This window comes from Streptomyces sp. NPDC020489, assembly GCF_044386545.1.
Classification (GTDB): Bacteria; Actinomycetota; Actinomycetes; order Streptomycetales; family Streptomycetaceae; genus Streptomyces.
The window spans coordinates 203,280-229,855 of the sequence record NZ_JBIRUZ010000013.1 but is presented as its reverse complement, the minus strand read 5'-3'; the positions used below and the strand labels follow the sequence as shown (position 1 = coordinate 229,855).

The window sequence follows — 26,576 nt, the reverse complement described above, 5'->3', positions numbered from 1 at the left end:
CGTGCCTGGCGGGGGCACGCCGAGTCCCGGGAGAAGGCCCAGAGCCTTGGCGCGCGCACGCGCGTGGTCACGCCGCCGACGGGCCCGCCACCGTCCAGCCCGGGGCCTGCGGATGGGCCGTGAGGTCCTCGTGGCGGACCTGGTCCCCGCAGGTGGCGCAGATGACGGCCGGGGCCAGTTCGTTGCCGCAGGCGTGCTCGACGACCATGGGGCGGTCGTCGTCCGTGCGCAGGTGGCGGTCGCCCCAGGCCATGAGCGTGATCAGCACCGGCTCCAGTTCGAGTCCCGCCTGCGTGGGCCGGTACTCGAAGCGCTGCGGCCGCTCGCTGTAGGCACGTTTGACGAGGATCCCGGCGTCGACGAGCCGGCGCAGTCGCGTGGCGAGGATGTCGCGCGGGGCGCCGATGTTGCGCACGAGCTGGTCGAAGCGCCCGTTGCCGAGGCACACCTCGCGGAGCACCAGCAGGGAGTACTTCTCGCCGACGAGCGCCAGGGTGTCGGCGATGGAACAGGGGCGCGGGTCTTTGGGGGCGGCCATGACACCGATTCTAGAGGAGGGTTTGATTTTCCAACTCACGGGGCTATGGTGAGTTCAGATTTCCTACTGACCGGTAGCCCTGATGGTCCCGACCGTTGTGGAGGCCCGCACCATGCGTGACGCAGTGATCGTCGAAGCCGTACGCACCCCCATAGGCAAGGGCAAGCCCAACGGCTCCCTCGCCCACGTCCACCCCGTCGAACTGCTCGCCCACACCCTGCGCGCCCTCGTCGAGCGCTCCGGGGTCGACCCCGCGCTCATCGACGACGTCATCGGCGGCACCGTCGACCAGGTCGGCGAGCAGGCCATGAACACCACCCGCTACGCCGCCCTGTCGGCGGGCTTCCCGGAGACGGTCCCGGCGACCACCGTGGACCGCCAGTGCGGCTCCTCCCAGCAGGCCGTGCACTTCGCGGCCCAGGGCGTCATCTCCGGCGCCTACGACCTCGTCGTGGCCTGCGGGGTCGAGTCGATGAGCCGCGTGCCCATGTGGTCCAACGTGCCCCCCGGCAAGGACCCCTTCGGCCCCGGCATCGCCGCGCGCTACCCGGAGGGCCTGGTCCCGCAGGGCATCAGCGCCGAGCTCATCGCGGCCAAGTGGTCGATCACGCGCGAGCAGATGGACGCCTTCGCCGTGTCCTCCCACCACAGGGCCGCCCGGGCCTGGGAGCAGGGGCTGCTCGACGCCGAGGTCGCGCCCCTGGACGGGGTCGCGCGGGACGAGTGCGTACGGCCGTCCAGCACGCCCGAGGTCCTCGCCGGCCTCAAACCCGCCTACTACGACCCGGCGTTCGCCGAGCGTTTCCCGCAGATCGAGTGGAACGTCACCGCGGGCAACGCGAGCCCGATCAACGACGGTGCGTCGGCCGTGCTGATCACCTCCAGCGAGACGGCGGCCCGACTCGGCCTGCGGCCGCTGGCCCGGCTGCACAGTTTCGCCGTCACCGGGTCCGACCCGGTGCTCATGCTCACCGGCGTCGTACCGGCCACGGAGAAGGTGCTGCGCAGGGCCTCGCTGTCGCTCGACGACATCGACCTGTTCGAGGTCAACGAGGCCTTTTCCAGCGTGGTCCTGGCCTGGCGGCAGGAGACCGGGGCCGACCTGGCCAAGGTCAACGTGCACGGCGGCGCCATCGCGATCGGGCACCCCCTCGGGGCGAGCGGCACCCGTCTGACGACCACCCTCGTGCACGCCATGCGCGAACGCGGCGCGCGGTACGCGCTCCAGACCATGTGCGAGGCCGGTGGCCTGGCCAACGCGATGATCCTGGAGAGCGTGTAGGAGTCGGCGAGCGCCCCCGCCGGCCGTGGAACTCGGCCGTAAAACTCAGCGGTTCCGCAGCTGGTGACGCTTGCGCCACGCCACCACGGCCCCGGCCAGCGCCGGTACCGCGATCGCCGCCATGGCGATCAGGAACGCCGGGGAGGTCGGTGTCGAGGCGCGGGCGCCCGCGACGACGTACGCGGCGGTGTTCGGGATCGAGCCGAGCGCCGTCGCCAGCAGGAACGGGACGTACCCCATCCGGGAGACGGCGGCACAGTAGTTGGCGGCGGCGAACGGCACGCCGGGGAACAGCCGGACCGCCAGCATCGACCGGAAGCCGTGCCGGCTGAGCTGGCCGTCAGCCGCCTTCAGCCAGCGGCCCCGCAGCAGCGGCCGCAGGGCGTCCTGGCCCAGCACCCGGCCCAGCGTGAACGAGATGCCCGCGCCCAGCACGGTGCCCGCGACGGCGGCGCCGAGCCCGATCTGCCAGCCGAAGAGCGCGCCCGCCGCGAGGTTCAGCAGCGGCCGCGGCACGAACGCCACCGTGCACACGCCGTACGCCACCGCGAACACCAGCGCCGCCGCGGCGCCGCCGAGCTGGGGCGGCCAGCCGTCCGCCAGCAGCCGCTGTGGCTCGAGCAGCAGCACACTCGTGCCGGCCGCCACGAGCAGCGCGACGAGCAGGGACAACCGCGACCAGGGCGAGAGCAGCACTCTGGAGCAGCGGGCGGCGAGACCGACCGGGACGGGAGCGGCGAGGGCGAGCTGCGAGGCGGCGGCCGGGGGAGCGGCAGTGGCGGTGCCCCCAGAGCGGGTGGTGGCATCGAGCATTCGGTGACACTAACCGACCCATGTGTGTGATCGCCGTATGGTTCGTCTCATGAGCGTCACAGGTGTGGGATCTCCCTCACTGCCGGGCAGCCCCCTTGCGGACATCGTGCTGCGGCGACTCACGGCCGTCTACGGCGCCGCCGCCGACCCCGCCCGGGCCGAGCCCATGCGGGCGTACATGAAGGACGTGGCGCCCTTCCTCGGCCTGACCGCGCCCGTGCGCCGCTCCCTGTCCCGGACCGTCCTGGAGGGCACAGCCCGCCCGGACGAGGCCGACTGCACCGCGATCGCCCTGCGTTGCTGGGAACTGCCCGAGCGCGAGTACCAGTACTTCGCCGTCGACTACCTGCGCCGCCACGCGCGCGTGCTCTCCTCCGGCTTCCTCCCGGTGACCCGGCACCTCGTCCTGACGGCCTCCTGGTGGGACACCGTCGACCCGCTGGCCGCCCACGTGGTCGGCGCGCTCGTCACGGCCGACCCGAAGCTGAAGGCGGACATGGACGCCTGGATCGCGGACGACGACCTCTGGATCGCCCGCACCGCCCTGCTCCACCAGCTGCGCCACAAGCAACGCACCGACACCGAGCGCCTCTTCGCCTACTGCGTCCGCCAGTCGGGCCACCCCGACTTCTTCGTCCGCAAGGCGATCGGCTGGGCACTGCGCGAGTACGCCAAGACCGACCCCGAGGCCGTGCGGTCCTTCCTCGCCCGGGAGAAGGACCGCTTCGCGCCGCTGTCCGTGCGCGAGGCCCTGAAGAACGTCGGCCCCTGACGTCCCGTAGGGCGAAAAACCATTCGACGCCCGGCGAGGCGTCGGCAATGATCTGCGTCATGTTCCGGTACGCCTTCCACCTCGCAGCATCCGCAGTCGCGGATGCGCCGAAGGCTGCCGTTGAGATCCTCCTGGCCGCAGCCGACGGCGCCCGAAGCTGACCCTCTCCGGATTGTCCGGCGGACCCCGCAGGGGGAGGGTCGGTGAGTATCCGGGGTCCCCGTCTCCCCTCTGGAGACTTTCACGCTCTCACCGAGACCTCGAGGTACAGCCATGCCCAAGACGGCATACGTGCGCACCAAGCCGCACCTGAACATCGGCACCATGGGCCACGTCGACCACGGCAAGACCACCCTGACCGCCGCCATCACCAAGGTCCTCGCCGACCGCGGCGCCGGCACCTTCGTCCCGTTCGACCGCATCGACCGGGCCCCGGAGGAGGCCGCGCGCGGGATCACCATCAACATCGCGCACGTCGAGTACGAGACCGACACCCGCCACTACGCGCACGTGGACATGCCGGGCCACGCCGACTACGTCAAGAACATGGTCACCGGGGCCGCGCAGCTCGACGGGGCGATCCTCGTCGTCTCCGCGCTCGACGGGATCATGCCGCAGACCGCCGAACACGTGCTGCTCGCCCGGCAGGTGGGCGTCGACCACATCGTCGTCGCCCTCAACAAGGCCGACGCGGGTGACGAGGAGCTCATCGACCTGGTCGAGCTGGAGGTCCGCGACCTGCTCACCTCGCACGGCTACGGCGGCGACGCGGTGCCCGTCGTCCGGGTCTCCGGGCTCCGGGCGCTGGAGGGCGACCCGAAGTGGACGGCGTCGATCGAGGCGCTGCTCGACGCGGTGGACACCTATGTGCCCATGCCGGAGCGGTACGTCGACGCCCCGTTCCTGTTGTCCGTCGAGAACGTGCTCACCATCACCGGCCGGGGCACGGTCGTGACGGGTGCCGTCGAGCGGGGCACCGTCCGGGTGGGCGACCGCGTCGACGTGCTCGGCGCCGCCGTGGAGTCGGTGGTGACCGGGGTGGAGACGTTCGGCAAGCCCATGGAGGAGGCGCAGGCCGGGGACAACGTGGCGCTGCTGCTGCGGGGCGTGCCGCGGGACGCCGTACGGCGTGGGCACGTGGTGGCCGCCCCGGGTTCGGTCGAGCCGCGACGGAGGTTCTCGGCGCAGGTGTATGTGCTGTCCGCGCGGGAGGGCGGTCGTACGACGCCCGTCTCGACGGGGTACCGGCCGCAGTTCTACATCCGGACCGCGGATGTGGTCGGGGACGTCGACCTGGGCGAGGTGGCGGTGGCCCGGCCCGGGGAGACGGTGACGATGACCGTCGAGCTGGGGCGGGAGGTGCCGCTGGAGCCCGGGCTCGGGTTCGCCATCCGTGAGGGTGGTCGGACCGTCGGTGCGGGGACCGTGACAGCCGTCGTGTGAGGGGCTGACGGGGGTGGGGGACCGCGGGGCCGTCGTGGCCGGCCGCGCGGTTCCCCGTGCCCCTGGGCGGTCCGGGGCACAGGCACAATGGCCCGGTGACCGATCCCCTCCCCGTCGCCCGTGCCGTCGACCACGGGTTCGCCAAGCTCATGCCCGACATCGACCGGAAGCGGGCCTGGCTGCTGACCGTCGACGGGGCCCCGCAGTCCTACGTCGACCTCGACGAGCCGGCGCATCTGGAGTTCGAGTACACGCGGCGGCTCGGGCATGTGCTGGACACGGTCGCGGAGCCGGGACGGCCCTTGGACGTGCTGCACCTCGGGGGCGGGGCGCTCACCCTGCCCCGGTACGTCGCCGCCACCCGGCCCGGCTCCCGGCAGGACGTCGTGGAGTTCGACCGGGGGCTGCTGGAGCTGGTCGTGGAGCAACTGCCGCTGCCCGACGGCGGTGCGGGGATCACGCTGCACACCGCCGACGCCCGGGCGTGGCTCGACGCTGCCCCGGGTGACTCCGCGGACGTCCTGGTCGCCGACGTCTTCGGTGGGTCCCGGGTGCCCGCGCAGCTGACGTCCGTCGACTGCACGCGGCAGGTCGCACGGGTGCTGCGGGACGGCGGTGTCTATCTGGCGAACCTCGCCGACGCCGCTCCCTTCGCGTTCCTGCGGTCCCAACTCGCCAACGCCGCCGCGCTCTTCGAGGAGCTGGTGCTGATCGCCGAGCCGGGGGTGCTGCGCGGGCGGCGGTTCGGCAACGCGGTGCTGGTGGCCGCCCACCGCCCCCTGGACACGGCCGCGCTGACCCGACGGACCGCCTCCGACGCCTTCCCGGCGCGCGTCGAACACGGGGCGGCGCTGCGGGAGTTCATCGGCGGCGCGCGGCCCGTGCGGGACGAGGACGCCGTGCCCTCACCCGAGCCCCCCGACGGGGCGTTCGGCATCGGCTGAGACGCCCGCGGCGGACTGCGCCACCGGGGTGCTCCGCCGCCTGAGGTTGCGCACGTCCGGTACGCACAGCACCGCCGCGGTCACCACCACGACCAGCGCCGCGCAGCCCCATAGCGCGGGGGAGCGGCCGAACGCCGACTCCGCCGGACCGGCCAGCGCGGTCGCCAGCGGCACCATGGCGACGGAGCCGAACCAGTCGTACGCCGCCACCCGGGAGAGCTTGTTCTCCGGGATCTCCTGATGGAGGGCCGTCATCCAGCTCACCCCGAAGACCTCCACCGTCACGCCGGTCAGGAACATCACCGCGCACAGGACCCCGGCCGACGTGGGCACCGCGAGGGCGGCCGAGGGGAGGGCCAGGGGGAAGACACCGAGGGTGCCCCAGAGCAGCAGGCGGCGTGGCCTCCAACGGGTCATGAGCAGGGCGCCGGCGACCGTGCCCGCGCCGAAGAAGCCCAGGGCCAGGCCCCAGGGACCCGCGCCGCCCAGGTGGTCGCGGGCGACCAGCGGGCCGTAGACCGCGTCGGCGGCGGCCACGACGGCGTTCGCGAGCGAGAACTGTACGACGATGCCCCACAGCCACGGCCGGCTGCTGAACTCCTGCCAGCCCTCCCGGAGGTCGGCGAGCAGGCCGCCGCCCGGTGTGCGGGGCGCGATATGGCTCACGTCGAGGAAGGCGCGCAGGGCTCCGGCCACCGCGAACGCCGCCGCGTCCGCCGCCAGCACCCAGCCCGGGCCGATCGCGGCGACCATCGCGCCCCCCAGCGCGGCCCCGCCCACGGTCGCCCCCTGCATGGCCATCCGGAACACCGCGAAGGCCCGGCTCGCCTGCTCGCCGGAGACCGAGGACATCAGCATGCCCTCGGCCGCCGGGCTGAAGAACGCCTGGCCGGTGCCGCCCAGCGCGGTGAGCAGCATCATCTGCCACAGCTGCGGATCCCCGGCGAGGACGAGCACCGCGAAGACGCCCTGCGACACACAGTTGAGGGCGTTCGCCGCGACCATCACCCGGTGCCGGGGGAGCCGGTCCGCGATCGCGCCCCCGATCAGCAGGAACACCACCAGCGGCAGCGTCCGCGCGGCGGCCACGAGCCCCACGTCACCGCTGTCGCCCCCGGTCTCCAGGACGGCGAACGCGGCGGCGATCAGCGCGCCGTGGCTGCCGAGGCCGGTGACGACCGCCGAGGCGGTCAGCAGGCTGTAGTTGCGGCCGGCCCACTCGGGTCGGCGGCGGCGTATCGGGGCGTCGGCGGAGGTCACCGGCCGACTATCGCGGTACCGGCGCCGACTTGCCAAACGGATTCCGGCCGGTCTCGATCCTCAGCCGGGTCCCACCGGGGGGCTGCTGACCAGAGGGGGCCGGGAGGCCGGTGCCACGGGGACCCGGGACGGGTCCGAGGAGTGGGACCGGCCTGACGTCCCTCAGCCCGTCGGCTCGCCGTGGACGCGGACCGTGCTCAGGATCTTCATGATCGTCGCGTCCGGCAGCTCGTCCTTGACCCCGGTGGCCCCGTAGAGGCTGAAGGCCACGAAGTCACCGGCGGCGTTCTTGAACCCGAAGGTGACGGCCTTGCCGTCGGTCGCGCACTTGCCCTTCTGGGGCGTGTTCTTCGAACGGGCCCAGGCGAGGCTGCCCTTGACGCCGGAGGCCGTGGTGTACGGCTTGGCCTTCTCGTCGAAGGTGATGCTCTTCTTGTCCGGCTGCGTGTACCCGCCGAACACCCACCACGGGACCTGGTTCACGGCCACCTCGTCGGTGTTCTTGGCACCGTTGGCGCCCTTGGTGCCCGCCGTGGCGAGGGCGGTCTCCTCGGTGTCACCGTCCTTGTCGTCGTCGGACGTGCACCACTTCTCCTGGAGGTAGGCGGGTGCGGACATGGTGATGATGGGCTTGTCGCCGGCCTTGGCGTTGTCCTTCTCGAAGCCGATGAGCATGCCGGGCGACTCGACCTGCCAGTCCGCCGGCACGTCGAAGGCGGTGCCCCACTTGGGGTTGATGACGACCTTCCAGCCGTCGATCGTCGCCTTCTCCTCCTCGCCGCCGCGCGGGTTGTCGTCCGAGCCGGACGCGGACGGGTCGGTCGACGCGGACTTCGAGGGCGGCGCCGTCTGACCGGTCTCCTTGCCCGAGCCCCCGTCCGCCTCGTCGTCCTTGTCGCCGCCGAGCACGAGGAAGCCGGTCACACCGGCGGCCACGACGACGGCCAGAGCCGCCACGATCGCGGTGATCTTCGTGCGGTTGCCACCATCACCGCCACCGCCACCGCCGCCGGGCTGTGGCGCCTGGGGCGTGTCCCACTGGGTGGGCTGCCCGTAGGGGCCGGGCTGCTGCTGATAGCCCGGCTGGCCGGGCTGCTGCTGGTATCCCGGCTGCTGGTAGGGATTCGGCTGCTGGTATCCCGGCTGCTGGTACGGGTTGTGCGCGTCCTGCGGGTTCTGCTCGCCCCCGGGCGGCTGCTGTCCTGGCCACATGGGCAGTCACCTTAGTGGCGTGTGTGCATCGATTCGGTCACCGCCCCTTGTCAGGGCCGTACCAAGTCGGGACTCCTCGGGCCTGCCGTGGCCGCAATCGCGCTCCGGCACGGGCCGCAGGCGTGACTCAGGCCCGCCGCCGCCCCTGTCGTCGTCGCTGTTCCCGGAGGACCGCGGACGCCTTCACGGCGAGGCGCGGAGCGATACGACGAACATCACACCGACCTGGTCCTTTGCGGCTACTCGTGGGTAACATGCCGCCCATGAGCGCAGAACAGATGTCCATCGGCGAGATGCTGTCCGCCACGGTGCCCATGGCCCGGACCCTGAACCTCGACTTCCTGGAGACCACGCCGGAGAAGGCCGTGGTCGCCCTCCCGGACCAGAGCGAGTACCACAACCACGTGGGCGGACCGCACGCCGGCGCGATGTTCACGCTCGGGGAGTCCGCCAGCGGCGCCATCGTCCTCGCCGCGTTCGGGGACCAGTTGGCGCGGGCCGTGCCGCTCGCGGTCAGCGCCGAGATCGCGTACCGCAAGCTCGCGATGGGCGCCGTCACGGCCACCGCGACCCTCGGTCGTCCCGCCGCCGAGGTGGTGGCCGAGCTGGACGCGGGGCAGCGCCCCGAGTTCCCGGTGGCGATCGAGATCCGGCGCGCCGACGGTGCGGTGACCGGTGAGATGACCGTGGTCTGGACGCTGCGCCCCAACAACTGAGCGGAACCGTTTCGCGAGGCCCCGGTCGTCTTCCGGCCGGGGCCGAGTCATGCCGTCGTACGCGCCCCGGGCTCCCGAAAAGTGGGAGATTTCGTGTGCCACCCGTCCCCGCGCGTCCACAACTCGGGAGGCGGGCCCACCCGGTTATCGAATATGGGTGCGGATACCGCCGGTAACTTATCTGAATTCGAAGCGTTTTGAACTTCGGTCACTCGAACTTCTTGTTTCCTGTCAATCGCGTGTGCGAAAGTGACCGCCCCGAATGACCGCACCGTACCTGACGCGGCATAGGTATGCACCAATCACGCACCTGCTTTCCGACGGACGCACAATGCCGTGCCGTCCAGCGGCTTGGAAGGAAATTGGTTCAGTGCACTCCCCATACCCCCCACGGCCTCCTTATCCGCCGCGCCCCGGAGCCGGTCCGGGAGAGTCCGACCGTAATCTCGTCGCGCAATTGGGCGGTGCCGAAGGTGGTGAGCGGGCGGTCGCCCTGCTGCTGGCCCGGCATTGGCGGGCCACGCACGAGTACGCGGTCATCTGCCTCGCCTCTTCCTCCGGTTCCGCGGAACTCGTCGCCGCCGCCGCTTTCCACCGTGTGTTCGCCCAGGCGAACGGCGGCGCCGTGCGACCCCAACTCCTGGCCTCCGTGCGGGACACGGTGAAGGAGTGGTCCGGGCAGCAGCGGATTTCCGCCGTACTGCCAGAGTTGGGCAAACCGACCGGCGGCCGCGGACTGCGTGCGGCGCGGGGAGTGACTCCCGAAAGGCGGAAGCTCGCCGAGCGCGCATTCCGTGCCCTTCCGGGTGCTTCGCAAACCCTGTTGTGGCATGTCGAGGTCGAGGCCGAGCACATATCCGTACCGGCCGGTCTGTTGGGGGTCGACGTCGCCCGCGCGGCGGCCGCCCTGGAACAGGCCCGCGACCAATTGCGGGAGGGCTGTGTACGGGCCCACCGGGAACTCGCGCCCTCGAAGGACTGCCGCTTCTACAACCGTCTCCTGGATGTCCCGATGCGCCGCGGGGGCGGTCTGCTGCCCGATGTCCGGCAGCATCTGACGGAATGCCGCTACTGCCGGCACGCCGCCGAGCAGCTGAGCCATTTCGAGGGCGGGCTCGACGTGCTGCTCGCCGAGACCGTCCTCGGCTGGGGCGCCCGCCGCTATCTCGACTCGCGGCCCGGCCGCGGCGGTTCGAACCAGTCGCCGACCGCGCGCCCCCGCGGTGGCGGCCGGCACCGGCCCGCCCGCCCCGCCCGCCCCGCACCCCCGAAACGGCAGACCAAGGCCGCGGTGGTGGTCGGCCTGACCTCCCTCGCCCTGCTCGCGACCGTCCTCGTCACCAAGGGCTGGTCCGATGACAGCGGTGGCCCCGACCCCCGGGTCACCTGGGGCGCCGCCAGCGGCCATGACGTCGTCCCCGGCCTCGACCCGGCGCCCTCGTCCGCGGGCTCCCCGTCGGCGGCGTTCGCGAGTGATCCCGTGGCCATCGGCCAGGGGCGGCTCCGCAGCCGGGCCGACGACCTCTGCCTGGACATCCGGGACAAGCGGGTCAGCAACGGCGCCGAGACGATCCTCGCGGTCTGCTCGGCCGCTCCGACCCAGCAGTGGTCGTACCAGGACGACGGTCTGCTGCGCAGCCTCTCCGACCCCACCCTCTGCCTCGGCTCCGACACCGACGCGGGCTCGGTCGTCCTCGACGGGTGCCTGGTGCACGCCGGCGAGGTGCAGTACGACCTCACGGTCGGCGGCGAGATCCTGCTGCGTTGGCACAAGGGGCTGGTCCTCGCCCCCGGCCGGGACCGGGAGGTCGTGGTGGCCGAGCGGGACGGTTCCGACGACCAGGGGTGGCTGTTCGAAGCGGTGGACGGCCTCACGTCCGGGACGCGGAAGAAGGCGCAGACGCAGGAGAAGCAGGAGAAGCAGGAAAAGGGCGACAAGGCGGAAGGGGCGGTGGAGGAGGAGAAGAAGGGGACGGAAGGGAAGGGGGAGACAGGGGGCCGGGACGGCCGCCTCCTCCCCGAGGCCGTCCCCGCGTCGCCCACCGCGGAGCCCCCGGGCGCCGGGGAACCGGACGAGCCGGCGCCGCAGGAGAGCGCGCCGCGCCTGGCCCAGGTCGACCACCGGGACGAGCCCGAGGAGTCGGGCGGCGCGGGCGAGGTGCCGATCGTGGACACGGCCGTCGCCGCCGTCGCGTCCGTCCTTCACTGACAGGGGGCCGCTCGCCGGGGCGGCCCCCTGTGCGGTTCCCGCCGATTCCTGGGGGCCGCCGCCGGGTCCCACCGACCCGGTAGGCTTCCCGGGCGTACGGGCCGACGGTCACGTACGCCCGGGAACGCAGGGACGCGAGGAGGAACCGGCTGTGCACGTCCAGGAATGGCTCGAGACCGTGCCCGCGGTCAGCATCTATCTGCTGGTGGGGCTGGTCATCGGCCTGGAGAGCCTGGGCATCCCGCTGCCGGGCGAGATCATCCTCGTCTCGTCCGCGCTGCTCGCCTCCCAGCACGGCGACATCGACCCGTTCATCCTCGGCGCCTGCGCCAGCGCCGGAGCGATCATCGGCGACTCCATCGGCTACGCGATCGGCCGCAAGGGCGGGCGCCCGCTGCTGGCCTGGCTGGGCAGGAAGTTCCCCCGCCACTTCAGCGAGGGCCACATCGCCACGGCGGAGCGGTCCTTCGAGAAGTGGGGCATGTGGGCCGTCTTCTTCGGCCGTTTCGTCGCCCTGCTGCGCATCTTCGCGGGCCCGCTCGCGGGTGTGCTGCGGATGCCGTACTGGAAGTTCCTGACCGCCAACGTGCTGGGCGGCATCCTGTGGGCGGGCGGTACGACGGCCGTCATCTACTACGTCGGTGTCGTCGCCGAGTCCTGGCTGAAGCGGTTCTCGTGGCTCGGGCTGGTGCTCGCCGTGCTCATCGGCCTGACGTCGATGCTGGTGTTGAAGCGCAAGGCCAGGAAGGCCACCGAGCAGCGGCAGGCGGCCGAGCCGGAACCGGTGCCGGCCGCCGACTGAGCCTCACGCCGTGCCGTGCACCTCGTCGTGCGCCTTCGCCAGGTCCGCGTACAGGGTGCCGTTCAACGTGACGCCCTGACGCTCCTCCTCCGACAGCTCCCGCCGCACCTTCGCCGGAACCCCGGCGACCAGTGACCCCGGCGGCACCCGCATCCCCTGCGGGACCAGCGCCTGCGCCGCGACCAGCGAACCCGCGCCGATCACCGCGCCGTTGAGGACGGTCGCGCCCATCCCGATGAGGCAGTCGTCCTCGACCGTCGCCCCGTGCACCACCGCGTTGTGCCCCACCGACACCCGCTCGCCGATGGTCACGGGGAACCCCGGATCGGCGTGCAGCGTGCAGTTGTCCTGGATGTTGCTGTGCGCTCCGACGGAGATCCGCTCGACGTCGCCGCGCGCCACCGCGCCGTACCAGAGGCTCGCGCCCGCCTCCAGGGTCACGTCCCCGATCACCGAGGCCGTGGGCGCCACGAAGACCTCCCCGTGGATCTTCGGTTCCCGGCCGCCGATGCCGATGATCAACGCCTTGTGCGTCATCGCCCTCTCCTCGTCGTCGCCAACCCCCGCACCGTACGCCACCCGCGTGGGGCGAAGATCACAGGCCCGCGCGCTCATCGCCCCGGCGCACTCTGAGTACGGTGACCTCGTGCCGAAGAAGAACACGTTCTCATCCTGGCGTCGGGGCCTCACCCAGCGTGCCGTCCACGCGGGCTGGGCCTGGGTGCAGCGCACCGGGTCCGTGACCGCCGAACACCCCGGACGGTTCCGCTTCGGCGCGCTGGGCGAGCACACCCGGCTCGCGTTCCCGCTCGGCACGGTCTTCGGGGAGCCGTGGATCCAGGTGGGCTCGCACTGCATCGTCGGCGAGCAGGTCACGCTGACCGCCGGACTGATGCCCGACCTCGACCTGGGTCCGGAGCCGATCCTGCGCATCGGGGACGGTGTCGTCCTCGGTCGCGGCAGCCATGTCATCGCGGACACGACGGTCACCATCGGCAGCGACTGCTACTTCGGGCCGTACGTCTACGTGACCTCCACGAACCACTCGTACGACGATCCGCACGAGCCCATCGGCAAGCAGTGGCCGCGGATGGAGCCGGTGGAGATCGGCTCGGGCTGCTGGATCGGCACCGGCGCGGTGATCCTGCCGGGGGCCCGGATCGGGCGGAACGTGGTCGTCGCGGCCGGTGCCGTGGTGCGCGGAGTGGTGCCGGACCACGCCGTGGTGGCGGGGGCGCCCGCCCGGGTCGTACGGCGGTGGACCGCCGAGGCGGGCTGGCAGCCTCCGCTGCGGACCCCGGCGCCGGTGCCGATTCCGGAGGGGGTCACGCCACAGCAGCTGAACGCGCTGGCGGGGCTGGACGAGGAGAGCGTGGCGAGACTCGCCGAGCTGGACTGAGTCAGCCGGTCGCCAGCAGCAGGGTGCCGATCAGGGCCAGGCCCGCGCCGACCGCCTGGACCGCCCGCAGCCGTTCGCTGAGGAAACCGCGCGCGGCGAGGGCGGTCACCACCGGGTACAGCGAGGCGAGCACCGCGGCGACGGTGACCGGGCCGAGCCGGGCGGCGATCGCGTAACTGCCGTTGGCGGCGACGTCGGCGAGGCCGACGAAGGCCAGCGCCGGGAGCGCGGTCCAGGGGAAGCCGTCCGCGGGCAGGACGACGGCGCCCCTGCGGGCGGTGGCGTACAGGGCGGCGCCGCCCGCGACGACGTTGGTCACGCGCTGTACGAAGAGCGCGAGGAACAGGCCGGTGACGGTGGTCGAGGCCGCCGCGATCAGCGCGAGCACGGCGCCGAAGCACAGGGCCGCGACCAGGGTGAGCACGATGGCCTGGCGCTGCACGGGGGCGCCCCGCAGCTGCGGCCCACCGGCGAGGACGACACCGACGACGGCGACCGCGATGCCCGCGACCTGGGTCAGTCCGGGGCGCTCACCGAGGACCAGGCCGACGCCGATCGGGACGGCGACGGCGAGGGTGCTGAGCGGGGAGACGACGCCCATGGGGCCGAGGGCCAGCGCCTTGTAGAAGCACATCAGGCCGAGCGGCCCCACCAGACCGGCGCCGACCGCGAACCACAGCCGGGGGTCGGCCTCGCTCCAGCCGCCGGTGGCGAGCACGACCACCGCGAGCGCGGCCGCCGCGATGGCCTGCGAGACGACCACCACCGTGAGCGCCGGGACGCGTCGGGTCAGCAGTCCGCCGCCGAAGTCGGCCAGACCCCACAGGAGGCTGGTGGCCAGAGCGAAGAGTGCTGTCACGGCGGGCCTCGCAGTACAGTTCGGTGGATGATCGGGTGCACCCGACAATAGTTCAGTCAGTTGGACTTCGGATACAGAATATTGGACTTAGAGTGTCGGATCTCGACCTGTTGACCCAGTCGCTGGCGCGCAACGTCAAGCGCTGGCGCACCGAGCGCGGCTTCACCCTGGACACGCTCGCCGCCCGGGCCGGGGTCAGCCGCGGCATGCTGATCCAGATCGAGCAGGCCCGCACCAACCCGAGCCTCGGCACGGTCGTGAAGATCGGTGACGCGCTCGGGGTCAGCATCACCACCCTGCTCGACTACGAGCAGGGCCCGCGGGTGCGGGTCGTCCCGCCCGAGCAGGTGGTGCGGCTGTGGCACACCGACGCGGGCAGCTACAGCCGGCTCCTGGCCGGCGCGGAGGCCCCGGGCCCGCTGGAGATGTGGGACTGGCGGCTCATGCCGGGCGAGAGCAGCAGCTCCGATCCGCACCCGGTCGGCACGGTCGAGATCGCCCATGTCTCGGCGGGCGAACTGACCCTCACGGTGGAGGGCGTGCCGCACCGCGTCCCGGCGGGTTCGAGCGTGACCTTCGAGGCGGGCGCCGCGCACACCTACGCCAACCAGGGCGAGATCCCCATGGAGATGGTGCTCGCGGTCTCGGTCCCGGCGGCGCCCTGAGATCCCTGGACGGCCACCGCCGAGCGGCTGTTAGCGTGCGGCCATGGACGCACCGATCGGACACTTCGACCACGCCCGCCCCGCCCCCGACTGCCTCGACGAGCTGACCACCCCGGTCGCCGACGCCGTACGTCGCTGGAGCGGCAGCGTCCCCGCCGACCAGATCGTCTACGTCGACACCGACCCGCAGTGGGCCGACACGGCCGTCTTCGTGCAGCACTACGGCCAGGAGCTGCTGGAGCAGTCCGCGAACTGTGTCGTCGTCGCGGGCAAGCGCGGCGGTGAGTCCCAACTGGCCGCGTGCGTCGTGCTGTCCACCACCCGCGTCGACGTCAACGGTGTCGTGCGCCGCCAACTCGGCGCCCGCAAGGCCTCCTTCGCCTCGATGGACACGGCGACGGGGGAGACCGGCATGGAGTACGGCGGCATCACCCCGGTCGGACTCCCCGCGCACTGGCCCCTGTTGGTCGACTCGGCCGTCGTGGACCTGCCGTACGTGCTGGTGGGCAGCGGGCGGCGGCGCGGCAAGCTGCTGGTGCCGGGCAAGGCGTTCGCGGAGCTGCCCGGCGCGGTCGTGCTGGAAGGACTCGGAGTGGCCCTCGGTTCCTGAGGTCAGGCCGAGTGGTGCGCCAGGGTGAGGTGCGGGTCCTCCTCGCCCGGCAGCGGCGCGGGGTCGGCGTGCACCAGGGCGGCGGTCAGGCGCGGCACGGCGTGCAGCAGCGCGTGTTCCGCCGCCACGGCGACGGCGTGGGCCTGGCGTACCGTCGCGTCGCCGTCCACCACCACCGCGACCTCGGCCCGCAGCCGGTGGCCGATCCAGCGCAGCCGCAACTCGCCCACCCCGCGCACCCCTTCGACCTCCCGCAGGGCCTGCTCCGCACGGTCCACGAGAGCCGGGTCGACCGCGTCCATGAGCCGCCGGAACACCTCGCGTGCCGCGTCCCGGAGCACGAGGACGATTGCCGCGGTGATCGCCAACCCCACGACCGGGTCGGCCAGTTGCCAGCCCAGGGCCGCGCCACCGGCCCCGATCAGCACCGCCAGTGACGTGAACCCGTCCGTGCGGGCGTGCAGCCCGTCGGCGACCAGCGCGGCCGAGCCGATGTCCCGGCCGACCCGGATCCGGTACCGCGCCACCCACTCGTTGCCCGCGAAGCCCACGAGCGCGGCGACGGCGACCGCCGGGACGTGCTGCACGGGGCGCGGGTCCAGGAGCCGCTCGATCGCCGTCCACCCGGCGAAGGCCGCCGACGCGGCGATCGTCAGCACGATCACGATCCCCGCGAGATCCTCGGCCCGCCCGTACCCGTAGGTGAAGCGCCGGGTCGCCGCACGCCGGCCGAGCACGAACGCGATCCCCAGCGGTACGGCCGTCAGCGCGTCCGCGGCGTTGTGCACGGTGTCCCCGAGCAGCGCGACCGACCCGGAGACCGCCACCACGGCCGCCTGCGCGAGCGCCGTCACACCGAGCACCGCGAGCGAGACCCACAGGGCGCGCATGCCGCGGGCCGAGGACTCCAGGGCGGAGTCGACCTTGTCGGCGCTCTCGTGGGAGTGGGGCTTCAGGAGGTGGCCGAGGTGATGGCGCGGGCCGGAACGGCGGTCGTGCCCGTGGTGATGGTGGTGGTGCTCGTGGTGGTGCCGGTCGCTCACGACGTTTCCCTCCCGCAGGACGATGGTGGACGGTGCGCGTCCATGACGCCATTATGTGCGTATGAACGCACGCATGCACCTGTCACCTGCGCACGATGCGCACCCGCGCACCCCGGGCGAGGAACAGCTCGCCCTCGCCGCCGAACTCCTCGCGCTGCTCGGCGACCGCACCCGCCTGACACTCCTGCACGCCCTGACGGCAGGGGAGGCCGATGTCACGACCCTCACCGAGGCGTGCGGAGCCGCCCGGCCGGCCGTCAGCCAGCACCTGGCGCGGCTGCGGCTGGCGGGTCTGGTGAACACGCGGAAAGAGGGGCGACGGGTCATCTACGCACTGCGCGACGGCCACCTGCGCCGCCTCGTGGACGAGGCGCTGAACGTGGCCGACCACCGGCTCAGCGACCGGCCCGTGCACGACTGACCCCGGGTCAGTAGTGCGCCCCCTTGCCCAGGTACTGCTCGGCGAAGGTCTCCGCCGCGGCCGGGGAGCCGAACAGGCGGCGCAGCCGGGCCAGGGTGGTGCCCGCGCGGTAGGGATCGCCGGACGAGGTGCCGTGGTAGATGCCGGAGAGCCACTGGGAGAACTCCTGGTAGTCCCAGACCCGGCCGAGGCACGCGGCCGAGTAGCCGCTCAGGCCGCTGGTGTCGCCCTCGGCGAGGTAGGCCAGGAGCGCGTCGGCGAGCAGGAAGGCGTCGTGCAGCGCGAGGTTCATGCCCTTCGCCGCGATGGGCGCGGTCAGATGCGCCGCGTCGCCCGCGAGGAAGAGACGGCCGAACACCATGGGCTCGACCACATGGCTGTGCATGTCCAGCACCCGCTTCTCGATCAACCGGCCCTCGGCGAGCGGCGGCGCACCCGCCGCCCCCAGCCGTTCGCGCAGCTCGGACCAGACCCGTTCGTGTGACCAGTTCTCCGGGTCGTCGCCCGGCGGGCACTCCAGGTAGTAGCGGGTCACCTCGGGACTGCGGGCCATGTGACCGGCGAAGCCCTTCGGGTGGATGCCGAACACCACGCAGTCGTTGGAGGGCGGCGCCTCCGCGAGCAGGGCCAGCCACCCGATGCCGTAGTCGTAGCGCGAGATGTGCGCCCGGTCCGGCGTCAGCACCGTCCGGGTCACCCCGCGACCGCCGTCGCAGCCCGCCACGAACTCGCAGCGGATCAGCACGCGTTCGCCCGAGGCCGGGTCCGTGTACGACACCGACGGGCGGCCCGTGTCCAGGTCGTGCAGCTCGACGTCGCGCACCCCGAACCGTATGTCGCCACCGCGCACGTCCGCGTACTCGCGCACCAGATCCGTCACCAGCAACTGCTGCGGGTAGATCCAGTGATGATGACCCGTCAGCTCCGCGTACTCGAACCGGTACCGCTCCCCGCCGAACCGGAACTCGCACTCGGCGTGCCGCTGCGCCCGCTCCAGCAGGTTCCCCGCGAGACCCCGCCGCTCCAGACCGCGGACGGCCCATTCCTCCAGAACCCCGGCACGCGGCCGCTGTTCGATGAACGCGCGGGTCTCGGTCTCCAGGACCACGCAGTCGACGGAGGCGGCCCGCAGGATGTTCCCGAGCGTCAGCCCAGCCGGCCCGGCGCCGACGATGACGACCGGACTGCTGTGCACATCACCGGAGTTGGCGTGGGGGGAGGCGAAAGTCATCCGAGCATTATGTCCACGCCGCCTCGCACCCGGGAACCGAGTACCGTGGAAACGCGGGTGGCCGTGCGGTGCCCGGGAGCGGGGGATGCGGTGGACGGGGGCGTCACCTGGCAGCCGGCCGAGTTCTACCGTCCGGTCGAGGGCGGTCTCCAGTGCACCCTCTGTCCCTTCCGCTGTCGGCTGCGCGACGGCGACACCGGCGCCTGCGAGGTCCGCCGCCGGGAGGGCGACCTGGTCCTCACCGCGACCCGCACCACCACTGTCGAGCACTGGTCGTCGGTCGAGCGCAAGCCCTTCTACCACTTCCGGCCCGGTCTGCCGCTGCTGACCCTGGCCCCGCCGGGCTGCTCCTTCCGCTGCGACTACTGCGTCAACCACCGCCTCTCCCAGTACGGCAGGGACCAGGACAGCCGCGTCAGCGCGCGCGACACCGAGCCCGAGGCGCTGGTCAGGACGGCGGCCGAGCGGGGCGCGGGCATCGCCCTGTCGTACTCCGAACCCTCCCTCGCCGCCGAACTGACCCTGGAACTCGGCGCGCACGCCGCCGAGTCGGGCGTCCCGGTGCTCTGGAAGAGCAACGGCTTCCTCACCCCCGAAGCCCTGCGGCGCCTCGCGCCCGTCCTCGCCGCCGTCAACGTCGACCTCAAGGCCGCCGACGAGGAACGGCACCGGCGGCTCACCGGCGCTCCGCTCGCCCCGGTCCTCGACACGCTGCGGTCGCTGCGGGCGGCGGGGGTGTGGGTCGAGGTCAGCACCCCGCTGATCCCCGGGACCAGCGCCGAGGACGAACAGCTCGGGCGGATCGCCGAGTTCGTCGCCGGACTCGGCCCCGACACCCCCTGGCACCTGGCGCGCTTCACCCCGACCTACCGGATGAGCCGCCACCGCCCCACCCCACCCGAGCGGTTGGCGCGCGCGGTACACATCGGCCGGGCGGCCGGACTGCGGTACGTCTACGTCGAGCGGGCGCTCGGCGCCCAGGGGCGTGCCACCCGCTGCCCGGGTTGCGGTGCCGAGGTCGTCGCGCGCGGGGTGTGGGGGGAGGCCGAGAGTCGGGTGCGGGACGGGGGCTGCCCCGGATGCGGGGAACGGATCGCCGGTGTGTGGAACGCGGACCGACTGGAGGGAAGCCGAGGATGAGTACCGAGTACCGCTTCGTGGAGGACCTGCCGGACCTGATCGACGCGTCCGAGTACGACGACCATCCCGAAGGGCGGCTCGTACGGCTGCGGATCACCTGGGACGAGCAGGGCGTCGAGGTGCTCGGCGACGCCTTCCGGCCGCAGACGCTGGAGGCGCTGCTGGAGAGGATGGGGCCGGAGGCGGTGGAGCAGATGCTGTGCGGGTGACATCCCCGCGACGGTGTCCGTAGGGAGCCGCCGACCGCGCGCCACCTGCCTCACAGGCGCCCCAGGATCCGCGTGAGCACCCGCCGCAGCTCCTCCCCGTCCGGCTCCGGGGCGAGCACCCAGGTGTCCGGACCGTCGGGCACCGGGTGGTGCGGATAGTGGACCCGCAGGGTCAGCGCGCCGGGCAGGGGCAGCCGGGGCTCGTGGGCGTGCGTCAGGAGAAGGGTGCGGGGCTCGCCCGAGTCCGTCGCGGCCAGGTCGCGCGCCGCCGCCCGGGCCAGACCCGCCGCCCGCACCGGCGCCGCGGGCTCGGGCGGGACCGGCGTCCACAGGTGCCGCAGATCCCCCGCGGACGTCAGCCGCAGGGGCGCGCCGAGCCCGTCGAGCCGTACCAGCGCCACCGCCCGCTCGGCCGCCAGCAGCGCCGCCGCCAGCAGGTGTGCGCACAGCCGCAGACAGCTGCCCACCTGCCCCAGGGCGGCGGCGCCCGTGTCGAGGACGAGGACGGCGTCCCGCTCGGTCCACGGCGGCCGGCCGCGCCGGGTCCGGTACAGCAGGGCGTCCTGCGCCCACAGGGCGTGCAACAGCGGCGCCGGGAGGGCCATGTGACCCGGCACGAGCCGGTCCGGCGGGCCGTGCCGGGACCACTGCGCCGGAGCACCGGCGCTCGTCGGGCCGGGGACGTCGTCGCCGAGCGGCACCGGCAGCCGCGACGGCAGGCCGGGTATCCGGGCGGCGGCGTCCACCGCCGAGGCCCAGGGGCCGTCCGCGAGCCGCAGCGGCAGTGCCGGGTCCTGGCACACCGCGTCCGGGCCCAACAAGGCCAGCAGCGGCAGGAGTTCGCGATGCACCCGGTCGAGTGCGGCGGCCAGTGCCGCCCCGCTCACCGACGGCCGCTCCGGCGGCTCGCCGCTGCCGCGCAACCCCCACTCCAGCGTCGAACGCAGTTCCTGGAGCGGGACGCCCGGCGGCGGGGCGTACCGCGCGTCCGGCGGCAGCCGGGAGGCCACCACCGCGCTGAGCGCCGGATGCGCGGCACGCGGCCAGCCGAGGTCCCGCAGCGCGCGGGCGGCCCGGCCCTGGTGCACGAGTCGGCGCCCGGGAGGCGTCGTCGGGCGCAGCAGCGCCGAGACGTCCGCGAGCGCGTCCAGCGGTACGGCGGCCTCGACCGCGGCGGCCATGGCCCCCAACTCCGCCAGGTACTCGGGGCTTTCGGGCAGCCGCGGCCCGGGCTCCGTGGTCTCCTCGGCGGCCATCACGTCCCACAGGACGCTGGGGCCGCCGCTGTACGTCGTCGCCAGCCGGCGTCCGTCGGGGGACCAGCGCACCGACCACACGGGCCCCGGCGGCGGACCGTCGGGCTCCAGGGCCGTCACCACCGTGCCCCGGTCCACGTCCCACACCTCGACCACCGAGGCCGTCTCGCCGGAACCCGGTGCGGCGAGCAGCGAACCGTCCGGGGACCAGGCCAGCGCCGGCGCCCAGCCCCGCCCGCCGGGTGCGCCGAACTCCCGCTGCACCCGCCAGGTGAGCGTCGACCACACCACCAACGGCCCCTGTCCCGCGGGCGGGGTCGCGGCCAGCCGACTGCCGTCCGGCGACCAGGCGACCCGGGTCGCGAACGCCCCGGAGGGCAGAGCCAGCCTGCGGGCCCGTTCCAGGCGCGGCACATGCCACAGCACCACCGCGCCGCCGGTGCCGGCCGCGAGCAGCGTGCCGTCCGGGGACCAGGCGGGGCGACCGGTGCCCTGGGGGAGGTGCAGACTCCGCGGCGGCCGTACCAGGGCGCCCCGGGAGGTCAGGGTGTGCACGTAGAGATGGGTCGGGGCGGGCCCGGGCTCGGGCACCGCGAGGATCGCCGTACCCTCGGTCGGCGCCGGGCACCAGGCGGGTGCCTGGCCGCCCTGGAGGACCGCGCGCACCTCGCCGTCGTCCGGGGTGAGGACGCTCAGCCCGGTGAGTCCGTCACGCGAGGCACAGGCCAACAACTCGGGTGTGCCGGAGGAGAGTTCCAGATCGTGGGCGCCGCCGGGGCCGGTGGCCGCCGTGGCCGTCCAGTCCGGTCCGGACCGTCCCGGGGTGCGGGCGGCGAGGGTGCCCGGTTCCGTCTCCAGCACGCAATGGCCGTCCCGCGCCGACCAGGCGACGGCCGGGGCCCACAGCCGGTCCCCGCCGTCGTGCAGGAGTGTCGGGCCCGCGATCCGCGGCGTGCGGTCGCGCAGGGACGGCAGCTCACGGCCTACGGAACGACACATCATCGCCGCCCAGCTCCGCAGCAGCACCCCGACCCGGCGTTCCACGGGACAGGGGGCCGCGTCCGGCAGCTCCCACAGCTCCGGTCCCGCCAGGACCCGGCCGGTGGGCGACACGCTCAGGTCACGGGGGGAGGCGACCCGAACCGGCAGGCGGGAGACGGGTTCCAGGGTGCGGTCCAGGACGAGGAGCGCCCCCTGGTCCGTGACGGTCACCAGGAAGCGGCCCGTCCGGCTGAACCCCATGCCGACGACGGCACCGCGCACCGCGGCGGTCGCGAGCGGGCGGCCCGAGGCGCGGTCCACGAGATGGACGCCGGCCGCGTCCGCGAAGGCGAGCGCGTCCCGGTCCGGGGACCAGGCGAGCGCGGTGACGCCGCTACGGCCGGTGCGGGGCGCGAAGTCCATCCGGACCGGCAGGACGCTCCACAACTGGAGCGCGGTGGCGGTGGCCAGGCACAACTGGCGGCCCCGCGGGTCCCAGGCCAGCGCGACCACGGGGTCCACGGTGGGCAGCGCCGACGCGGCGAGGGTGCCCCGGTGGTGGACCAGCACGCCGTCGCCGGCGCACGCCACCCACAGGCCGTCGGGCGACACCGCGAGGGTGCGCGTGCCCGCGGGCACCGGGAACCCGTCGTCGGCGGCAGCCCCGGTGTCCCCGTCGTACACCTCGACCCGGCCGCCCCGCAGCACGAACACCTCACCGCCGTCCGGCCCCCACGCCACCGCGTCCGGCATCCCCTGCCCAGGTACCGACCACAGCACCCGCCCGGTGTCGTCACGGCAGGTCAGGGCGTGCCCGGCGAGCTGGACGAACGCGGTGCCGTCGCGGGAGAGACCGGTACAGGGGGCGTCGCCGGTGAGGGAGAGCAGGCGGCGGGGGGCGGTGGGGCCGGGTGCCGGGGGTGGGGGTTCGTGCGAGAGGCCCTGGGGTGGGGTGTCGGGGGGTGGGCCCTGGCGTGGGGCCGCTGTCACTGTTCCTCCGTCGTGTGCAGCGCCGCCGCCTCGTACAGCCGCGCCGCCTCCAGCAGATCGCCCGCCGAGCGGTACGCCTCGGCCGCGCCCTCGTGGTCGCCCAGGGCGCGGAGTCGGGCGGCGCGTTCGAGGGCCTCGCCGGGGTCGTGCACGGCGGCCGGTCCGGTGGGGTGCGGGACGGGGCCGGGTCCTGCCAACGACTCCAGGGCGTCCAGGAGTTCACGGCCCGCCTCGGACAGCCCGGCCGACACCTCGACCGGTCCGGGCGGGGCCCACAGGGTCCACAGGGGGACCATCGGGGAGAGCGGGAAGCGATACCGGCCGCCGCGTCGGCAGACCACGGCCGACTCGTCGTCCAGGGCGAAGAGACGGGCGCGGGCCGAGGGCGGCAACGGCGGTGCCAGGGTGTGCCCGGACTCCAGGAACAGGCTGCCGGGCCCGACTCGGCGCAGCGGAACGCCGAAGGGCAGGTCGCGGGCCAGTCCCACCGGCTCCAGCAGCAGATGGCACCCCGGCCCCGGCAGCAGGAACCCGGCCTCGCCCAGCGGGCGGCCCCGCAGGTAGCGCCGTAACAGAGGGAGTTCGTCGTCGTGCAGCAGTACGGCGTCCACCGAGGTGTCGGCGGTCGCGTCCGCCACCACCCGTACCTCCACCGACGGTTCCCGCGCCGCGTCCGGCAACCGGCGGGCGGCGTACGGAGGTTCGGAGGGGACGCCGACCAGTTCGGCCGGGACCGGGGTGGGTGGACCGAGGGGATCCAGCCGTAGCGCGGGCCACTCCGCGCGATCGCCGACGAGCCACAACTCCCCTTCGGGCACGGGGGAGTACAGCAGGTCGTCGGGGACCGGGCAGTGCAGTCGTACGTCCAGCAGCAGCCGCTCGCAGGCCGCGACCGCACGGCACACCGAGGTGCGGGGGAGTGCGGACAGGGCCGCGGTCAGGGCGTGCGGGACCGTGTCGGACCCCTCCAGCACCACCAGTGTCGTGTGCTGTTCCGTCGGGTCCGTCCCCGTCAGGTATCGCACGCGGACCGCGCGTGTCGACACCTCCACGCCGAACGCGAGGGCCTGGCGGACGACCGAGGGGAGCAACTCCGGGGCGGTGAGCACATGGAGGGTGCGGTGGTCCGAGGTGCCGGGCGGGGCGAGCGGCAGCCGGGAGACGAGATCCACCACGTCGAGCCGGGGCCAGGCCGTCACCTCGGACGCCGTGTCCGGGGGCATCGGCCGGGCCGTGGCGCCGTGCAGGGTCAGCAGCTCGGTGCCGAGGGCCGGGCCGATGGCACTGAGCAGCCAGACCGCCTCGCCGCCGGGCTCCTCGTGGCAGCTCCACTCCGTGGCCCCCGCGCCCCGGAGCGCCTCGATGGCGCCGAGCGCCCGGTGCGGGGCCGGGAAGCGGCCGGCGACCCGCCACTCGACGGCGGGGGGCGGGGAGTACGGCACCGGCGGGACCGGTTCAACGCCGTCCGTGTCGGCGGGTCTCGCCGGGCGGACGCTGAAGCGGATGCCGTGGTCCTGCTGGCCACCGGGGGTACGGGGCGGTTGCGCGGGAGGCGCCGGCGCGGGTGCGTCGCGGGACGCCGGACGGGCGACGAGCGGGGTCGGCGGGGCGGCGGCCGTGCCGTTCTCGGCGGTGCCGTTCTCCGGGGTGATCCGGTTGAGCAGCCGCCGCAGAGGGCTCTCGGGGCGGTCCATCGGTCAGAGACCCTCTGCCCGGTCGGCGGCCGGAACGGGGGGCGCTCCAGAGGGTGGTTGGGCTCCCGGGGCGGGGTGGTGCGGGGCTTCGGGGTGCGAGGGCGGCTGAGTGCCGGGCGCCGGGTGGTCGGGGACGTCGGAGTGCGACGGAGGTCGGGCGCCGGGGGCGAGGGGGGCCGGGGCCTCGGGGGCCGAGGGTGGTCGGGGGCCTGAACGGGGAGGCGGCGCGGCTTCGGGAGCCGGGCGGCGGGCAGGGTCGGGGGCGGGCGTGGGGGACGAGGACGTGGGGGGTGAGGGGGACGAGGACGTGGGGGGTGAGGGGAGCCATGCCGCCGAGCCGAGGCGGGTGGTGGCCCAGTCGCGCCAGCTGTGCAGGACGTCGTCGCCCCCCTGCCCGTCGTAGGCCGCGCGGAACAGACGGGCACCCCAGTCGAAGCGTTCGACACGGTCCGCGGCCTCGACGCCCCAGTCCAGCAGCAGGCGGCGTTCCGAGCGAACGGCCAGGGTGGGCAGCCGGGCCTCGACGCGGGGGAAGAGGTCGAGGAGGGGGCCGGCGGGGCCGCCGCCGAGGCGGTCGGTGAGGGCGCGGGCGAGGGCGAGACGCAGCTGCTGCGGTCCCCTGCCGACGGCGTCGGCGGTCGCCAGCAGATGCCGGGCCTCGGGGATCTCACCGGCCAGGAGGAGTTCCCAGGCCGCTTCCAGGCGGTGGCCCCGCTCCTGCCAGCAGCGGGCGGCGAGTTCGGGCCGGCCGAGCAGGCGGTAGCAGCGGGCGGCCTGCTCGGGGTGTCCGGCCTGGCGGTAGGTGCGGGCAGCGTGCTCCAGGTCGCCCGCGCGTTGGTAGGCGTCGGCAGCCGACCACCGCCAGCCGAGGAGGTCGTAGCAGCGGGCGGCCTCGGAGTGCGCCTGGGCCGCGGAGTAGCAGCGCGCGGCCTTGAGCAGCAGCCGCGTGCGCCGGTTCACGACCGCTCCTGCTCACCCGACGCGGAACCCTCGGTCTCCTCGTCCTCGGTCTCCGCGGGCACGGACCGCGGGGCGGCCGTGGACCGCGGGTCGTGGCGCCACAGCGGCGGTTCCTCGACGGGTGAGACCTCCTCGATGTCGGGCCGGCGGGCCAGGAGACGCCCGAGTTCGGCGCTGACCCGGTCGTGCTCGGCCTCGTGCTCGGGCCCGGAGCCGTCGCCGATGTCGTCCACCTGGAACAGCTCGACCTCTCCGGTGTCCGTGTTGAACCGGAACCGCACCCGCACCCGCATCGGTCAGTTCTCCATTCCGAGGTCGAGCTCGAACTCGATCGCGATGCCGTCCTCGGACTCCTCGTGCCGGACCCCGGTCGCGCCGTGCTGCCGGGCGAAGTCGAGCAGTGCCTGCCGGTAGGCGGTGGCCAACACGGCGTTGACGGCCCGCAGTCCGTCCCGGCCGAGCGTGGCGATGCGCTCCCGGTTGCGGGTGTCGAGCTCGGCGCGTACCCGCTCCCGCTGCTCGGCCAGCCGGTCGCGGGCGTCGGCGTGGGCGGCGCGCTGGAGCCGGGACTCCGCCGCCGCGGCGGCGGTCGCGGACTCCTGGTCCGCCTGCATCCGCAGCCGGCCCGCCAGTTCGCGGGCCCGGCGCACCGCGTCCGCCTCGGCCGCCACCTGCGCCTCGCGCTCGGCCACTTCGAGGGTCCGACCGGCGAACCCGTCGGCGTAGTACCGCCCTTCGGCGCTGCCCGTGGCCTCTTCCCGCACCGCACCCCGCAGGGTCTCGGCGGCATGCCCCTCGACGGTCACCGTGTCCTCGAGGCGGGCGGTGACGACGAGTTCGCCGGTACCGGGGTCGTAGCGGACCCGGCCGTCCGGCAGGGGCAGTACATGGCCGCCGTGTTCCTCGTGCCAGCCCTCGGCCGTGGCGAGCGTGTGCTCGAAGACAAGGCGGGTGGCCCGGCCCAGCGTGCCGCCGAAGGGATGGCGCACCTCCAGCTCGCTGACCACGGAGTCGCTCACGTCGACGCGTCGTTCCAGGGCGAGTTCCCACGCCTCCACGACTTCCCGGGTGGCCTCGACACGGACCCTGCGCGGATTGCACATCTGGCCGCAGTCCCCCTCATGTCC

General features: G+C 73.8%; 26 protein-coding genes. 13 read left to right on the top strand and 13 right to left on the bottom strand.

What is annotated here, in order from left to right; translation table 11 throughout:
* Nucleotides 1–67 precede the first annotated feature (67 nt).
* On the bottom strand, nucleotides 68–538 hold the full coding sequence (locus tag ACH41F_RS31345) for a winged helix-turn-helix transcriptional regulator (protein WP_391237009.1): 471 nt from the start codon (nucleotides 536–538) through the stop codon (nucleotides 68–70).
* A gap of 112 nt (nucleotides 539–650) precedes the next feature.
* Here ACH41F_RS31345 and ACH41F_RS31340 point away from each other — a divergent pair, with 112 nt between their 5' ends.
* Complete coding sequence (locus ACH41F_RS31340; RefSeq protein WP_398838492.1) at nucleotides 651–1,820, top strand: thiolase family protein; 1,170 nt, start codon at nucleotides 651–653, stop codon at nucleotides 1,818–1,820.
* Nucleotides 1,821–1,865: 45 nt separating this feature from the next.
* On the opposite strand, the gene ACH41F_RS31335 is transcribed toward ACH41F_RS31340, so the two are convergent.
* Complete coding sequence (locus ACH41F_RS31335) at nucleotides 1,866–2,633, bottom strand: VTT domain-containing protein (RefSeq protein WP_391237003.1); 768 nt, start codon at nucleotides 2,631–2,633, stop codon at nucleotides 1,866–1,868.
* Nucleotides 2,634–2,682: 49 nt separating this feature from the next.
* On the opposite strand from ACH41F_RS31335, the gene ACH41F_RS31330 reads away from it, so the two are divergent.
* From ACH41F_RS31330 to ACH41F_RS31320, 3 genes are all read left to right on the top strand, one after another.
* A complete protein-coding gene (locus ACH41F_RS31330) occupies nucleotides 2,683–3,405 on the top strand; it encodes a DNA alkylation repair protein (RefSeq protein ID WP_398838489.1) in 723 nt (240 codons plus the stop codon).
* Nucleotides 3,406–3,678: 273 nt separating this feature from the next.
* Complete coding sequence (gene tuf, locus ACH41F_RS31325; RefSeq protein WP_391236997.1) at nucleotides 3,679–4,848, top strand: elongation factor Tu; 1,170 nt, start codon at nucleotides 3,679–3,681, stop codon at nucleotides 4,846–4,848.
* A gap of 95 nt (nucleotides 4,849–4,943) precedes the next feature.
* On the top strand, nucleotides 4,944–5,792 hold the full coding sequence (locus tag ACH41F_RS31320) for a spermidine synthase (protein ID WP_398838486.1): 849 nt from the start codon (nucleotides 4,944–4,946) through the stop codon (nucleotides 5,790–5,792).
* On the opposite strand, the gene ACH41F_RS31315 is transcribed toward ACH41F_RS31320, so the two are convergent.
* Both ACH41F_RS31315 and ACH41F_RS31310 read right to left on the bottom strand, forming a co-directional pair.
* The gene (locus ACH41F_RS31315) at nucleotides 5,754–7,052 is read right to left on the bottom strand and encodes an MFS transporter (RefSeq protein ID WP_398838484.1); all 1,299 of its coding nucleotides are present in this window, start codon (nucleotides 7,050–7,052) and stop codon (nucleotides 5,754–5,756) included. The genes ACH41F_RS31320 and ACH41F_RS31315 overlap by 39 nt on opposite strands.
* A gap of 162 nt (nucleotides 7,053–7,214) precedes the next feature.
* Nucleotides 7,215–8,264: a hypothetical protein gene (locus ACH41F_RS31310; protein ID WP_391236990.1), complete on the bottom strand. Its 1,050-nt coding sequence runs from the start codon at nucleotides 8,262–8,264 to the stop codon at nucleotides 7,215–7,217.
* Between the two features lie 263 nt (nucleotides 8,265–8,527).
* On the opposite strand from ACH41F_RS31310, the gene ACH41F_RS31305 reads away from it, so the two are divergent.
* The 3 genes from ACH41F_RS31305 (at nucleotide 8,528) to ACH41F_RS31295 (ending at nucleotide 11,991) form a co-directional block, all read left to right on the top strand.
* Nucleotides 8,528–8,980, top strand: coding sequence for a DUF4442 domain-containing protein (locus tag ACH41F_RS31305; RefSeq protein WP_391236987.1), 453 nt, complete (start codon nucleotides 8,528–8,530; stop codon nucleotides 8,978–8,980).
* A 457-nt stretch (nucleotides 8,981–9,437) separates the two neighbouring features.
* A complete protein-coding gene (locus tag ACH41F_RS31300) occupies nucleotides 9,438–11,189 on the top strand; it encodes a ricin-type beta-trefoil lectin domain protein (RefSeq protein WP_391236984.1) in 1,752 nt (583 codons plus the stop codon).
* A 151-nt stretch (nucleotides 11,190–11,340) separates the two neighbouring features.
* A complete protein-coding gene (locus tag ACH41F_RS31295) occupies nucleotides 11,341–11,991 on the top strand; it encodes a DedA family protein (RefSeq protein WP_398838481.1) in 651 nt (216 codons plus the stop codon).
* A 3-nt stretch (nucleotides 11,992–11,994) separates the two neighbouring features.
* Here the strand turns inward: ACH41F_RS31295 and ACH41F_RS31290 are convergent, their stop codons facing one another.
* On the bottom strand, nucleotides 11,995–12,528 hold the full coding sequence (locus tag ACH41F_RS31290; protein ID WP_398838479.1) for a gamma carbonic anhydrase family protein: 534 nt from the start codon (nucleotides 12,526–12,528) through the stop codon (nucleotides 11,995–11,997).
* A gap of 109 nt (nucleotides 12,529–12,637) precedes the next feature.
* Here ACH41F_RS31290 and ACH41F_RS31285 point away from each other — a divergent pair, with 109 nt between their 5' ends.
* Entirely contained in the window at nucleotides 12,638–13,390 is a 753-nt protein-coding gene (locus ACH41F_RS31285; RefSeq protein ID WP_391236975.1) for a DapH/DapD/GlmU-related protein, read from the top strand.
* A 1-nt stretch (nucleotide 13,391) separates the two neighbouring features.
* Here the strand turns inward: ACH41F_RS31285 and ACH41F_RS31280 are convergent, their stop codons facing one another.
* On the bottom strand, nucleotides 13,392–14,249 hold the full coding sequence (locus tag ACH41F_RS31280) for an EamA family transporter (RefSeq protein WP_398838476.1): 858 nt from the start codon (nucleotides 14,247–14,249) through the stop codon (nucleotides 13,392–13,394).
* A 92-nt stretch (nucleotides 14,250–14,341) separates the two neighbouring features.
* Here ACH41F_RS31280 and ACH41F_RS31275 point away from each other — a divergent pair, with 92 nt between their 5' ends.
* Nucleotides 14,342–14,914 carry a cupin domain-containing protein gene (locus tag ACH41F_RS31275; protein ID WP_391236970.1) on the top strand — a complete coding sequence of 191 codons (573 nt, stop codon included), beginning with the start codon at nucleotides 14,342–14,344 and terminating at the stop codon, nucleotides 14,912–14,914.
* A gap of 43 nt (nucleotides 14,915–14,957) precedes the next feature.
* On the top strand, nucleotides 14,958–15,524 hold the full coding sequence (locus ACH41F_RS31270; protein ID WP_391236967.1) for a YbaK/EbsC family protein: 567 nt from the start codon (nucleotides 14,958–14,960) through the stop codon (nucleotides 15,522–15,524).
* 2 nt (nucleotides 15,525–15,526) lie between these two features.
* Here the strand turns inward: ACH41F_RS31270 and ACH41F_RS31265 are convergent, their stop codons facing one another.
* Complete coding sequence (locus ACH41F_RS31265; protein ID WP_391236964.1) at nucleotides 15,527–16,567, bottom strand: cation diffusion facilitator family transporter; 1,041 nt, start codon at nucleotides 16,565–16,567, stop codon at nucleotides 15,527–15,529.
* A 61-nt stretch (nucleotides 16,568–16,628) separates the two neighbouring features.
* On the opposite strand from ACH41F_RS31265, the gene ACH41F_RS31260 reads away from it, so the two are divergent.
* Nucleotides 16,629–16,988, top strand: coding sequence for a metalloregulator ArsR/SmtB family transcription factor (locus tag ACH41F_RS31260; RefSeq protein ID WP_391236961.1), 360 nt, complete (start codon nucleotides 16,629–16,631; stop codon nucleotides 16,986–16,988).
* Between the two features lie 7 nt (nucleotides 16,989–16,995).
* Here ACH41F_RS31260 and ACH41F_RS31255 read toward each other — a convergent pair whose 3' ends face one another.
* Nucleotides 16,996–18,219, bottom strand: a complete 1,224-nt coding sequence (locus ACH41F_RS31255) for a 4-hydroxybenzoate 3-monooxygenase (RefSeq protein WP_391236958.1) — start codon at nucleotides 18,217–18,219, stop codon at nucleotides 16,996–16,998.
* Between the two features lie 90 nt (nucleotides 18,220–18,309).
* Between ACH41F_RS31255 and amrS the strand changes: the two genes are divergently transcribed.
* Both amrS and ACH41F_RS31245 read left to right on the top strand, forming a co-directional pair.
* Nucleotides 18,310–19,359: an AmmeMemoRadiSam system radical SAM enzyme gene (gene amrS / locus ACH41F_RS31250; protein WP_391236954.1), complete on the top strand. Its 1,050-nt coding sequence runs from the start codon at nucleotides 18,310–18,312 to the stop codon at nucleotides 19,357–19,359.
* Nucleotides 19,356–19,568: a radical SAM-modified peptide, FtsH ternary system-associated gene (locus ACH41F_RS31245; RefSeq protein WP_391236951.1), complete on the top strand. Its 213-nt coding sequence runs from the start codon at nucleotides 19,356–19,358 to the stop codon at nucleotides 19,566–19,568. The genes amrS and ACH41F_RS31245 overlap by 4 nt, the downstream gene beginning before the upstream one ends.
* A gap of 50 nt (nucleotides 19,569–19,618) precedes the next feature.
* Here ACH41F_RS31245 and ACH41F_RS31240 read toward each other — a convergent pair whose 3' ends face one another.
* From ACH41F_RS31240 to ACH41F_RS31220, 5 genes are read right to left on the bottom strand one after another with little or no spacing between them, the layout of a single operon-like run.
* A complete protein-coding gene (locus ACH41F_RS31240; RefSeq protein WP_391236948.1) occupies nucleotides 19,619–22,795 on the bottom strand; it encodes a hypothetical protein in 3,177 nt (1,058 codons plus the stop codon).
* On the bottom strand, nucleotides 22,792–24,489 hold the full coding sequence (locus ACH41F_RS31235) for a hypothetical protein (RefSeq protein ID WP_398838470.1): 1,698 nt from the start codon (nucleotides 24,487–24,489) through the stop codon (nucleotides 22,792–22,794). The genes ACH41F_RS31240 and ACH41F_RS31235 overlap by 4 nt, the downstream gene beginning before the upstream one ends.
* 3 nt (nucleotides 24,490–24,492) lie before the next feature.
* Complete coding sequence (locus ACH41F_RS31230) at nucleotides 24,493–25,449, bottom strand: hypothetical protein (protein ID WP_398838468.1); 957 nt, start codon at nucleotides 25,447–25,449, stop codon at nucleotides 24,493–24,495.
* The gene (locus ACH41F_RS31225) at nucleotides 25,446–25,742 is read right to left on the bottom strand and encodes a hypothetical protein (protein WP_391236939.1); all 297 of its coding nucleotides are present in this window, start codon (nucleotides 25,740–25,742) and stop codon (nucleotides 25,446–25,448) included. Before ACH41F_RS31225 ends, ACH41F_RS31230 begins: the two co-directional genes overlap by 4 nt.
* A gap of 3 nt (nucleotides 25,743–25,745) precedes the next feature.
* Entirely contained in the window at nucleotides 25,746–26,552 is an 807-nt protein-coding gene (locus ACH41F_RS31220; RefSeq protein ID WP_391236936.1) for a hypothetical protein, read from the bottom strand.
* Between the last annotated feature and the right edge of the window lie 24 nt (nucleotides 26,553–26,576).